At 69.6% G+C, this 12,176-nt stretch carries 11 protein-coding genes; 5 read left to right on the forward strand and 6 right to left on the reverse strand.

Annotated elements, in window-relative coordinates:
• Positions 1-431 (forward strand): hypothetical protein (locus AX685_RS22115; RefSeq protein WP_231792319.1); only part of this gene is annotated, 431 nt, incomplete at its 5' end.
• A gap of 5 nt (positions 432-436) precedes the next feature.
• The gene (topA, locus tag AX685_RS19685) at positions 437-2,986 is read left to right on the forward strand and encodes a type I DNA topoisomerase (RefSeq protein ID WP_066491833.1); all 2,550 of its coding nucleotides are present in this window, start codon (positions 437-439) and stop codon (positions 2,984-2,986) included.
• Between the two features lie 18 nt (positions 2,987-3,004).
• Here the strand turns inward: topA and AX685_RS19690 are convergent, their stop codons facing one another.
• On the reverse strand, positions 3,005-4,339 hold the full coding sequence (locus AX685_RS19690; RefSeq protein WP_066491834.1) for a dihydroorotase: 1,335 nt from the start codon (positions 4,337-4,339) through the stop codon (positions 3,005-3,007).
• Between the two features lie 56 nt (positions 4,340-4,395).
• On the opposite strand from AX685_RS19690, the gene ygfZ reads away from it, so the two are divergent.
• Positions 4,396-5,139 (forward strand): CAF17-like 4Fe-4S cluster assembly/insertion protein YgfZ, encoded by a 744-nt coding sequence (gene ygfZ / locus AX685_RS19695; RefSeq protein ID WP_066491835.1) that lies wholly within the window; start codon positions 4,396-4,398, stop codon positions 5,137-5,139.
• A 21-nt stretch (positions 5,140-5,160) separates the two neighbouring features.
• Here the strand turns inward: ygfZ and AX685_RS19700 are convergent, their stop codons facing one another.
• The 3 genes from AX685_RS19700 to AX685_RS19710 are packed head-to-tail and all read right to left on the reverse strand — an operon-like array spanning position 5,161 to position 8,584.
• On the reverse strand, positions 5,161-5,877 hold the full coding sequence (locus AX685_RS19700) for a carbon-nitrogen hydrolase family protein (RefSeq protein ID WP_066491837.1): 717 nt from the start codon (positions 5,875-5,877) through the stop codon (positions 5,161-5,163).
• A gap of 5 nt (positions 5,878-5,882) precedes the next feature.
• Positions 5,883-7,181 (reverse strand): amidohydrolase family protein, encoded by a 1,299-nt coding sequence (locus AX685_RS19705; RefSeq protein ID WP_066491839.1) that lies wholly within the window; start codon positions 7,179-7,181, stop codon positions 5,883-5,885.
• A complete protein-coding gene (locus tag AX685_RS19710; protein WP_176484940.1) occupies positions 7,178-8,584 on the reverse strand; it encodes an amidohydrolase in 1,407 nt (468 codons plus the stop codon). The genes AX685_RS19705 and AX685_RS19710 overlap by 4 nt, the downstream gene beginning before the upstream one ends.
• A 281-nt stretch (positions 8,585-8,865) precedes the next feature.
• Between AX685_RS19710 and AX685_RS19715 the strand changes: the two genes are divergently transcribed.
• Both AX685_RS19715 and AX685_RS19720 read left to right on the forward strand, forming a co-directional pair.
• The gene (locus tag AX685_RS19715; protein ID WP_066491843.1) at positions 8,866-9,387 is read left to right on the forward strand and encodes a MucR family transcriptional regulator; all 522 of its coding nucleotides are present in this window, start codon (positions 8,866-8,868) and stop codon (positions 9,385-9,387) included.
• 11 nt (positions 9,388-9,398) lie between these two features.
• Positions 9,399-10,265: an oxygenase MpaB family protein gene (locus tag AX685_RS19720; protein ID WP_231792320.1), complete on the forward strand. Its 867-nt coding sequence runs from the start codon at positions 9,399-9,401 to the stop codon at positions 10,263-10,265.
• Positions 10,266-10,363: 98 nt separating this feature from the next.
• Here the strand turns inward: AX685_RS19720 and pal are convergent, their stop codons facing one another.
• Positions 10,364-10,888 carry a peptidoglycan-associated lipoprotein Pal gene (pal, locus tag AX685_RS19725; protein ID WP_066491845.1) on the reverse strand — a complete coding sequence of 175 codons (525 nt, stop codon included), beginning with the start codon at positions 10,886-10,888 and terminating at the stop codon, positions 10,364-10,366.
• Positions 10,889-10,950: 62 nt separating this feature from the next.
• Positions 10,951-12,176 (reverse strand): Tol-Pal system beta propeller repeat protein TolB (gene tolB / locus AX685_RS19730; RefSeq protein WP_066491853.1); only part of this gene is annotated, 1,226 nt, incomplete at its 5' end.

A 12,176-nucleotide genomic window follows, 5' to 3' on the forward strand; every position in this document is an offset into this window, starting at 1 on the left:
AGCCTGTGCTGAGGGACGATACCGCGCCGCGCTGGGTCGGGCGCTGGTTTCGCGGCGCCGCGCTGTATGGAACGGTCGCATTGCTCGCCAGCCTGCTGGCCTCGCCCGCCGGCGCGCCGGGGCCGCCACTGCCGCCGCTGGCCTTCGCCTTTACCGCACTGGCGTTCCAGATCGTTTTCTGGATCATCGGCGGCGATCCCGTCCGCTACCGCCCGGTCATGCTGGCGGGCGTGGCGGAAAAGCTGGCGTTCGGCGCCCCTGCGCTGTGGCTCATAGCGACCGGCGGCGCCGTTCGCGATCATCGACTTTGCGTTGGGCGCCGGCTTCCTGCTGGCCTGGCGCGCCACCCCCGACCGACGCTGAGCGGCGGGCTTGACGCCTCCCGACGCTCCCCTCCACCCTCGCGCGTGTACGTGAGGCTTCCTAGTTAGGCACAATGCAACTCGTCATCGTCGAATCGCCCGCCAAGGCGAAAACCATCGAAAAGTACCTCGGCCCGGATTATCGCGTCCTCGCCAGCTACGGCCACATCCGCGACCTGCCCGCGAAGGACGGATCGGTGAACCCGGATGACGGGTTCGCGATGGAATGGGAGAATTACGCCGACAAGGCCAAGCAGCTGAAGGCGATCGCCGACGAGGCGAAGAAGGCCGACCGCCTGATCCTGGCCACCGACCCCGATCGCGAGGGGGAGGCGATTTCGTGGCACGTCCAGGAGGTGCTGGCCAAGCGCAAGGCGCTGCCGAAGGACGTCCAGCGCGTGACCTTCAACGCGATCACCAAGCCGGCGGTGACGCAGGCGATGGCGAACCCGCGTGAGCTGGATACCGACCTGATCGACGCCTATCGCGCGCGCCGCGCGCTCGATTATCTCGTCGGCTTCACGCTGTCGCCCGTGCTGTGGCGCAAGCTGCCGGGCGCCAAGTCGGCGGGCCGCGTCCAGTCGGTCGCGCTGCGCCTGATCGTCGACCGCGAGCGCGAGATCGAGGCATTCCGCAGCGTCGAATATTGGTCGGTCACCGCCGCGATGGAGCAGGACGGCACACCCTTCACCACGCGGCTGGTGCAGTGGAACGGGCAGAAGCTCGACCGGCTGTCGATCGGCAACGAAGACGACGCGCTGAAGGCGAAGGCGGATGTCGAGGCCGGGCGCTTCTCCGTCCAGTCGGTCGATACGCGGCCGGCGACGCGCAACCCGCCGCCGCCCTTCACCACCTCGACGCTCCAGCAGGAGGCGGCGCGCAAGCTCGGCTTCTCCGCCGACCACACCATGCGGATCGCGCAGCAGCTCTACGAGGATGGCGCGATCACCTATATGCGGACCGACGGCGTGCAGATGGACGCCAGCGCCATCTCCGCCGCGCGCGCCGCGATCGCCAATCGCTATGACGGCGGCTACGTCCCCGACAAGCCGCGCCAGTATCAGAGCAAGGCGAAGAACGCGCAGGAAGCGCACGAGGCGATCCGCCCGACCGATTTCGCGAAGGACCGCGTCGGGTCGGGCGACCATGCGCGCCTCTACGACCTGATATGGAAGCGCGCGATGGCGTCGCAGATGGCATCGGCGCGGATGGAGCGCACCACGGTCGAGCTCGCCGACGGCACCGGCCGCAACGTGCTGCGCGCGACCGGGCAGGTGGTGCTGTTCCCCGGCTACCTCGCGCTCTACGAAGAAGGGCAGGACGACAGCCAGGACGAGGATGCCAAGCGCCTGCCGCGCCTGCGCGAGGGCGACGCCCCGGCGAAGAAGGACGTGCTCGCCGAGCAGCATTTCACCCAGCCGCCGCCGCGCTTCTCCGAGGCGTCGCTGGTCAAACGGATGGAGGAATTGGGGATCGGCCGCCCCTCCACCTACGCCTCGATCATCAAGACGCTGAAAGACCGCACCTATGTGCGCGTCGAGAAGAACCGTTTCTTCGCGGAGGAGAGCGGGCGGCTGGTGACGGCATTCCTCGAACGCTTCTTCGAACGCTATGTCGGCTATGATTACACCGCCGAGCTGGAGGAGGAGCTGGACGACGTGTCCGGCGGGCGCGCGCAGTGGCAGGACGTGCTCGCCGCCTTCTGGCGCGATTTCAAGCCGCGTACCTCCGAGGTGATGGAGCAGAAGCCGAGCGAGGTCACCGCCGCGCTCGACCAGTTCCTGGCGCCGTTCCTGTTCCCCGAAAAGGCCGACGGATCGGACCCGCGCCTGTGCCCGGCCTGCGGTGCGGGACAGCTGGCGCTGCGCGGCGGCCGGTTCGGCGCGTTCATCGCGTGCAGCAACTATCCGGAATGCAAGTTCACGCGCCGCTTCGCGCAGGGCGGCGAGGCAGCGGGCGAGGATACCGGCCCCGAACAGCTGGGCCACGATCCCGAAACCGGGCTGCCGGTGGAGCGCAAGTCCGGACGCTTCGGCCCGTACATCCAGCTGGGCGAGGGCAAGGATGCCAAGCGCGCCTCGATCCCCAAGGACATCGGCGAACTCGATCTGGAAATGGCGCTCAAGCTGCTCCACCTGCCGCGCACAATCGGCCAGCACCCCGAAACGGGCAAGGACATTGCCGCCAGCATCGGGCGCTACGGCCCCTATCTGGTCCATGACGGCAAATACGCACGCCTGTCCTCGACCGCCGAGGTGTTCGAGACCGGGATGAACGCCGCGGTGGTCAAGCTGGCGGAGGCGGCGGCGGGCGGCGGACGCCCGGCGCGCGGCGCGGCGCGCGCACCGCTCAAGGTTCTGGGCGCGCATCCGCGCACCGAGGCCGAACTGCGGCTGATGGAAGGACGCTACGGCCCCTATGTCACCGACGGCACCACCAACGCCACGCTGCCCAAGACGGTCGCCCCCGACCAGCTGACGCTGGAGGAAGCCGCGCAGCTGATCGACGCCCGCGCCGCGGCGGCCCCCGCCAAGCCGAAGAAGAAGGCGCCCGCGAAAAAAGCCGCTGCGAAAAAACCTGCAGCGAAGAAAGCCACTGCGAAGAAGGCCGCGGCGAAGGAATAGGCTCCCGCCCGGCGGTCGTTACCGGCCGCCGGGAAACTCGGTCGCCTCGAACCGGATCGGCGCGCCCTGCGGCGCGTCGCCCAGCGTGTCCTCCCACATCGCGACATGCCCGCGCACGATCGTGCCGATCGGCTTGCCGGTCAGCGTCATGCCCGTGAACGGCGACCAGCCTGCGCGCGACGCCAGCCACGCATCCTCGATCGTCCAGCGCTTCTTCAGGTCGACGATCGTGAAATCGGCGTCATAGCCGCAGGCGATCCGCCCCTTGCCCGCCAGGCCGAAGATCCGCTGCGCGCCCGCGCTGGTCAACTCGATCACCCGCTGCAACGACAGCCGGCCGTTGGCGGCATGGTCCAGCAGCAGCGGGAGCAGCGTCTGCACACCGGGCATCCCGCTGGGGCTGGCGGGATAGGGCTTGGCCTTTTCCGCCAGCGTGTGCGGCGCATGGTCCGACCCGATCACGTCAGGCACCCCGCGCGCCAGCCAGTGCCACAGGCCGTCGCGATGTGCGCCCGAGCGGATCGGCGGGTTCATCTGCGCCAGCGTGCCCAACCGCGGATAGGCTTCCTCGCCCGCCAGCGTCAGATGCTGCGGAGTCACCTCGCAGGTGGCGATATCCTTGTTGCGGCCCAGCAATTCCAGTTCCGCGGGGGTGGTGACGTGCAGCACATGGATGCGCCGCCGCGCCGCCCGCGCCAGCCGCAGGATGCGCTGCGTCGCCAGCAGCGCGCTTTCGTCGTCGCGCCATACCGGATGCGACGCAGCATCGCCGGTGATCCGCTCGCCGGTGCGCGCGTTCATCCGGTCCTCGTCCTCGGCATGGATGGCGACGCGGCGCTGGCCATGCGCCAGCACCTCGGCCAGCCGCGCATCCTCGCTGACCAGCAGGTCGCCGGTCGAGGCCCCCATGAAGATCTTGACCCCCGCGGTGCCGGGCAGCCGCTCCAGCTCGGTCAGGTCGCGGGCATTGTGATTGGTCGCCCCGACGTAGAAGGCATGGTCGCACCACATCCGCCCGTTGGCGCGCGCCAGCTTGTCGGCGATCGCCTCCGCCGAATCAGTGTTGGGCTTGGTGTTCGGCATCTCGAACACCGCGACGACGCCGCCGCGCACCGCCGCCTCGCTGCCCGACGCCAGGTCTTCCTTATGCTCCAGCCCCGGCTCGCGGAAATGCACCTGCGTGTCGATGACGCCCGGCAGGATATCCAGCCCGGTACAGTCGATCGTCCGCCCCGCGTCGCCGCGCGCGCCGATCTCCACGATCCGTCCGCCGACGACGCCGACATCGGCCGCCACAGGGCCGCCGGGGGTATGCACCGTACCGCCGCTCAGCAGAAGATCGTAGCTCGCCATCACCCGTCGCCTCGTCCGCTCTTTCGTCCTGTCGCCCGCCCCCCTACCTTGCGGGCATGGACGATACTACCCCGGGGACCATGCTGGCCGACCGCGCGCTGCTGCGGCTGGCGGGCGACGACGTGCGCGGCTTTCTGCAAGGGCTGTTGACCAATGACGTGGCCGGCGCGCTGCCGGTCTGGGCGGGGCTGCTGACCCCGCAGGGCAAGGCGCTGTTCGACATGATCGTGTGGAGCGATGGTGACGACATCCTCCTTGATGTCGAGCGCGATCAGGCCGATCCGCTGGCGCGGCGGCTGGCGATGTACCGGCTGCGCCGCGCGATCACGATTGCGCGCGATGATGCGCTGGCGGTGCACTGGTCGACAGTGCGGCCGGACGACGCGGCGGACGCGGCCCCTGATCCGCGGCTGGCGGCGCTGGGCTGGCGCTGGATCGCCGCGCCCGGGCCGGCGGCCGCGGGGTGGCACGCGCACCGCCTGTCACTGGGCGTGGCGGAAGGGGCGGCGGAGCTGGGCGCCGGCGAAACGCTATGGCTCGAGGCGAATGCGCGCGAACTGAACGGGGTCAGCTTCACCAAGGGCTGCTACGTCGGGCAGGAAAACACCGCCCGGATGCATCACCGTGCGAAGGTGAACCGCCGGCTGTTCGTCGCGCCGATCGACGATGGCGACACGCGCCGGCGCGTCGCCTATCCCGATCGCGGAATGATGGTGACGTTGCGCCGGGTCGAAGCACCGGGCGACGCCGCGATCCCGGATTGGCTGGCGCCGCATCTCGGTTCGGACCCCGCGGCGTGACGGTGGACTCGGCGCACGCGGTCATCCGATCGCGCAATGTGCCACGCCCTCCTCGCCTTCCGACACCCGCGCCACCAGCTTGCCGTCCGGCGCGACGATCGCGGTGCAGCCGAAGCTGATCAGGTCGCCCGCCGTGCCGGTCACGTCGGCGGCGGCGACCCAGCAGCCCGTCTGCCGCGCCCGGGCGACCAGATTGTCGACGCTGCGCGCGCGCCACCGGTCCGCCGTGGCAACCGGCAGCATGTTCGACAGCGGATACAGAATCGCCGCCGCGCCCTGGTCGGCGATGCGCTGCGCGGCGTCGGGGCAATTAGCATCGGCGCAGATATTGATCCCGAACCGCCCGCGGTCCGCCGCGAACGTCGGGAAGGCCTTGCCCGCCGTCACGCCCGGCTCGTTGGGATGCGCCTTGTCGTAATGACCGACGACGCCCCCGCCCGCGATCACCAGCGCGCGGTTGAACACCCGTCCCGCCTCTCGAACGAACGCCCCGATCACCAGCGTCGCTCGCGCCCCCGCGACCGCGCGGCACAGCGCGTCGATCGCCGCCCCCGCCGCATCGGCGCGGCGCGCGATCGTCTCTGGCTCCCATGCATGGCCGGTCAGCCATGCTTCCGGGAACAGCAGCAGGTCGATCCCTGTCGCATCCGCCCACGCGACACGCGCCCGCACCGACGCGCAGACCCGTGCCACGTCATCGGGGATCGCGGCACACTGAACAGCTGCGATCCGCATCATGCGCGTCAGCGCCGCTCGTAGGCCTTGGGCAACGCGCCCTCGGTCGGGGTCAGGTAGCGGTCGCGCAGCTTGGTCTGGCGCGACTGCATCGGCTGCGGCTGGCCGTCGATCCAGATCGCCACCGGCGCGGACGACAGCTCCAGCGGATCGCCGTCCCACATCACCACGTCGGCACGCCGGCCGGGGCGCAGCGATCCGATCTCCCCGTCCATGCCGATCGCGGCGGCCGGGCCGCTGGTGATCGACGCGAACGCCTGCCCCCAGTCCAGCCCGGTCGCGCCCGGCACGCGGGTGATCGCCACCAGATTGCCGGCATATTGGCGCAGCACATGGTCGCCCGCCTGCGCGCCGCCACCGCTCATCAACGACACCTGCACGCCCGCCGCGCGCATCCGCCCGACGTTCGATTCGGTCGCCGCCAGATTCTCGAAACTGGCGGGCAGGTCCGCGAGCGCCGCGGCGATCACCGGCACGCGTGCGGCGGCGATCTCCTTGGCCACCAGCCACCCTTCGGTCGCGCCGATCAGCACCAGCTTCAGCCGCGGATAGTCGCGCGGCAGCGACAGCACCTGGCGAATGTCGCTGGCGCGGTCCACATGGACGAACAGCGGCACCTGCCCGTCCAGCACCTTGACCAGCGCGGCGGCATCGGCGCGCGTCACCAGCGCATCGCGCGACCGGCCGTCGAAGCTCGCCGGGTTGCGACGATAATCCTGCGCCTGCTGGAAGGCGTCACGCAGCGCGGCATAGGCCGCCGGGCGGCTGCCGCCCGCCAGCCGCCCGCCCGCCTCGCCCAGTTCCACGAACTGGAATGCGCGCGCGCGGGTGATCGGGCTGGCATCGTTGCCCAGGTCGATCACCGCGCCCTGCCCGGCGAAGATCGACCCTGCGGCATCGGGCGCGACGATCGCGCGGGTGATGCCGCCCAGCCGCTCGTTCGCCACCTTCACCCCGGCCGGGTTCACCGCATCGGCGACGTCGATCGCCGCCTTGAACGGCGAAGTGCGCGCGCCCGCGTCGTTGCTTTCGGACACGCCCTCGGCATCGACCAGCGACAGTGCAGTGATCGCGGAAACGACGCCAGCGGCCACCCATTTGCCGGTCGCGTCGATCACCTGCGCACCCGCAGGCACGCCCACACTGCGCCCGGCGGCGACGATGCGGCCGTTGGCGATGACGACGGTGCCGCCCTCGATCGGCGCGGACCCGTCGCCGATCGCGACGGTGCCGCCGGTGATCGCGACGGTCTGCGCCCCGGCGGGGGCGGCCAGCATCGTGGCGAGCATCAGGAGCGCGCGCTTCACTTGACGTCTCCTTCGCCCGGCTGGCCCAGTTCGAAATCGCTCACCGGCCGCAACCGCGGATTGTCGGCATCGTAGAGCAGCGCGCCGTCGACCCACACCTTTTCGGGGCGGGTATAGACACTAAACGGATTGCCGTTCCACAACACCACGTCGGCCATCTTGCCGGGGCGCAGGCTGCCGGTCTGCGCGTCGATCCCCAGCGCCTTGGCCGGGCCGAGCGACAGCCACTTCCACGCCACCTCGGGCGCGATGTCGATCCCGGCGTGGTGCGCCGACGACAATACCTTGGCGACTTCCTGGTTCAGCCGCTGGATACCGTTCTCGTCGTCCGAATGGATCGTCGCGCACGCGCCCGATTTTTCCAGGATCGCCAGGTTCTCGCCGATCCCGTCATAGCTTTCCATCTTGAAGCCGTACCAGTCGGCCCACACCGCCGCGCAGGTGCCGTTCGCCTTCAGCAAATCGGCGATCTTGTACGCTTCCACCGCATGATGGAACGCGGTGACGTGATAGCCGAATTCCTTGGCCATATCGAGGACGATGGCCATTTCATCGGCGCGGTAGCAGTGGTTCTGCACCAGGATCTCGCCCGACAGGACGCCGCGCAGCGTATCCATCGCGATATCGCGCTCGGGCGGGTCGCCGCCGTCGCGCTCGTACTTGTCCCACTTGCGCTTGTACGCCGCGGCGCGTGCCCAGGTCTGGCGATCGACCGCGACATTGCCCATCCGCGTCGACGGCTTCTGGTTGCGGCTGCCATAGACGCGCTTGGGATTTTCGCCGCACGCCATCTTCAGGCCATAAGGCGCGCCGGGGAATTTCATCGCCTGCATCGTGCGGCCGTAGACGTTCTTGAGCACCACCGAGCGCCCGCCCATCAGGTTGGCCGATCCGGGCAGGATCTGCAGCGTGGTGACCCCGCCGTTGGCCAGCGCGCGGCCGAAGCCCGGGTCCTGCGGCCACACACTGTGTTCGGCCCATACGTCGGCGGTGATCGGCGACGTCGCCTCGTTTCCGTCGGAATGCGCCTGTACCGACGGGGTCGGGTAATCGCCCAGATGGCTGTGGATATCGACGATGCCGGGGGTGACGAACTTGCCCTGCCCGTCGATAACCTGCGCGCCCGCGGGCGCCTCCAGCGCGGTGCCGACCGCCACTACCTTGCCATCGGCGAACAGCACCGATCCGCCGTCGATGCGGTGCCCCTCCCCGTCGAAGACGGTGACGTTGCGCAGCAGTGTCGGCACGCCGGGATAGGCGTGATAGGTCGACGGATAGGGATCGCGCGCATAGCGGACCGGCGCCGCCTTCTCCGACCCGCCGTCGCCCGCCGGACGGGCGGATGCGCTGCGCGGCCGGCTGCCCCCGTCGGTACAGGCCGACAAGGCGGTCGTCGCCACCATGATCGACACCAGCGCACGCGCGCCGCGACCCAGTTTCATGCCATCCCCTTTTCGTTCGTTATCGTCCCTGCGCGCGACCATGGACGGGGGCGGCGGCGGCGGTCAAGCCGGCTCACCTTGCCGCATGACAAGCCCGCGGCGTTCCTCTTAACCGATTTTTACGATTGCAAATATTGCCATTCCCGACATAAATAAAACGGCGAAGGCCTTTAACGAAAGTCGCGTTGACCGCGCCGGTATGACTGACTAGGTGGCAACGCTATCATAGCAGGAGCACCACCATGACCGATGAGACCGCCGGCGCCGACGCAGTCGAGCTCGCAACCGAACTGACGATCGCATGGCTGTCCAATCCCAACACCCGTGCCTCGGGTGAAGACGTGCCGGCGTTTCTGCGCACCATGCACGAAGCGGTGACGAACCTGTCGTCGTCGACTTCGCCGGTACCGGTGGAGGAAAGCGCGGGTGAATATACTCCGGCCGTATCGGTCCGCAAATCGCTCGCATCCAAGGATCATCTCATCTCGATGATCGACGGCAAGCCCTACAAGACGCTGCGCCGCCATCTGGCCGGTCATGGCCTGACCCCGGATGAGTATCGCACCCGTTACGGGCTGAAGCCCGATTATCCGATGGTTGCCGAAAACTATTCGCAGGCGCGTCGCGACATGGCCAAGAAGATCGGTCTGGGCCGCAAGCCCGGTCAGCGCCGCGGCGATACCGCCCCCGCGACCGACGCCGCCGCACCGGCGCCCGCCCCGCGCGGCCGTCGCAAGGCGAACGCCGCGGCCACGGAGGCCTGACGATCGCGCGCGTGTCCCGCGCGGCGCCGATCGCGATCGTCGACCCGTTCGTCGATCGCTTTCGCGCTTCGCTGGCCGCGCGGCTGCGCGGGCTGGTCGGCAGCGGGGAAGTGGACCTCGCGCGGTCGCCCGGCGATCCGGGGCTGTTCGATGCGGACAGCCCCGCCTTGCTGGTGCACGGCGATTTCGCCGCGATGATGATCGGCGGCCTGTCGGCGCTGCTGCTCCAGATGCTCCACCCCGCCGCGCTGGCGGGGGTGTGGGACCATAGCGATTTTCGCCGCGACCGGCTCGGGCGGCTGAAACGAACCGCGCAATTCATTGGCCTCACCACCTTCGGCGGCACCGTCGCGGCCGAGCGTGCGATCGCGCACGTCCGCACGATCCACGATCGCGTGCACGGCACCCTGCCCGACGGCACCCGCTATGACGCGAACGATCCCGCGCTGCTCACCTGGGTCCATGTGGCGGAGGTCGACAGCTTCCTGCGCGCCTATCTGCGCTATCGCGACGCCGCGCTGGCGCCGGCGTTGCAGGACCGCTATTTCGCCGATGCCGCGATCGTCGCGGAGCGGCTGGGCGCGCGCGACATCCCCCGCTCACGCACCGAAGTGGCGGATTACTATCGCCGCATCCGTCCGCAATTGCGCGCCGACCACCGCACGCGCGAGGTCGCGGATGCGCTGCTGGCGGCCGGGCCGGACGGCGCGCAGGCTGCCGGGCTGCGCCTGACCGCGGCGGCGGGGATCGACCTGCTGCCGGATTGGGCCGCGACGCTGCACGGCCGCCGCCCCGCCGCCATGGTGCGCCCCGCGATCCGCGCGGGCGCCGGCGGGATGAACCGCGTGCTGCGCTGGGCACTGCAACGCGAGGCGTAAAGGCGCGCGCGGGGCGGCGGCCGAGCGCGTCCCGTGATCCATCGAACGCGCCCGGCGCTGACGGGTCGGAAAACCCGCCCGCGCCGTTACGACGCCCCTTACGCGCCGTTGACCACCACCGTCACCGCGCGGCGGTTCTCTGCCCAGCTCGCCTCGTCCGATCCCAGCGCGACCGGGCGTTCCTTGCCATAGCTGATGACGGTGATCCGCGACGGCGCGATGCCACGCGCGGCCAGATAGTTCTTGGCCGCATTGGCGCGCCGGTCGCCGAGCGCGAGATTGTATTCGCGCGTGCCGCGTTCGTCGCAATGGCCCTCGATCGTGATCGTGACGTTCGGATAGCGTTGCAGCCAGTCGACCTGCGAATCGAGGATCGCGCGCGCCGTCGCATCGATATCGTACATGTCGGTGCCGAAATGCACCGTGTCGCTCTGCGCCGACCGCTTGAAATCGGCCGCCGAACCCGGCGCGATCCCGCCGTTGGGGTCGACCGGCCCGGTCTGCGCGGGCGGGGGCGGGGTTTCGCCCGGTGCGGGCGGCAGCACCTCGGGGCGCTTCTTGGAACAGGCGGCGGTGGCGACCAGCGCGGTTGCCATCAGGATCGTCGTCGTCAGTCGTGCCATGGCCATTCTCCCTTGCGGTATGTCAGGTCTGTCGGTCCCCGTTGATGCCCCCATCAACGCGATTAGGGACGAAGCGGTCCCCACGCCGGGTCGGACCCGTCCAGCGGGGTGGGCACGCGGCGTTCGTTCACCCCGGTCAGGTCGACCGACCACAGGTCGGCCTTGCCGGCATTGCCCTGGCCCTGGCGGAAGAACATCAGCACCCGGCCGTTCGGGCTCCACGTCGGCCCTTCGTCCTGCCAGGCGTTGGTCAGCAGCTTCTCGCCCGACCCGTTCGGGCTCATGATGCCGATGCGGAACGGGCCGGCGATCTTCGTGAACGCGATCAGGTCGCCGCGCGGGCTCCACACCGGGGTGGCATAGCGCCCGCTGCCGAAGCTGATGCGCTGCTGGTTCGAACCGTCGGCGTTCATCACGTACAATTGCTGCCCGCCCGACCGGTCGCTTTCGAACACGATCTTCGATCCGTCGGGGGAATAGCTGCCGCCGGTGTCGATCCCCGGCGACGTCGTCAGCCGCTGCGGCGTGCCGCCGGTCGCGGCAACGCGATAGATGTCGGTGTTGCCCGCCTGCGCCATCGAGAACAGGATCCACCGCCCGTCGGGGGAAAAGCGCGGCGCGAAGGTGGTCGCGACGTTCTGCACCACCAGCCGCTGGCGCCCCGACCCGATGTCATAGACGTAGATCGCCGGGTTCTTGCCGACATAGCTCATGTACACGATCGACTGCTGGTTCGGCGCGAAGCGCGGGGTCAGCACGATCGAGGAGCCGGCGGTCAGGAACCGGTGGTTGGCGCCGTCCTGGTCCATGATCGCCAGCCGCTTGATGCGGTTCGCCTTCGGCCCCGTTTCGCTGACATAGACGACGCGGCTGTCGAAATACGGCCCCTCGCCGGTCAGCCGGGTATAGACCATGTCGGCGCATTTGTGCGCGGCGCGGCGCCAGTCGGACGGCGGCACGACGAACCCCTGCCGCGTCAGCTCGGTACGCGCCGACACGTCGTACAGATAGCAGCCGACCGTCAGCGTCCCGTCGCCATTGGCGCGGATATAGCCCTGGACCAGCGCCTGCGCGCCGGTGCCGCCCCAGTAATCGAACGTCGGCGCGGTCACTTCGGGAAAGGCGATCGCGCGCAGCTGCGCCGGGCTGAGCGGCGTGAACAGGCCGGAATTGCGCAGGTCGTTGGCGACGATCTCCGACAATTGCCGGCCCAGCTGGTCGGTGGAGCCGGCCGGGGTCTGCACCACTTGCGTCGTCGGCATCGGCGGGATCGCGATCGGCATCGGCG

This window comes from Sphingomonas sp. CCH9-F2, from assembly GCF_001556735.1.
Taxonomy (GTDB): domain Bacteria; phylum Pseudomonadota; class Alphaproteobacteria; order Sphingomonadales; family Sphingomonadaceae; genus Sphingomonas; species Sphingomonas ginsenosidimutans.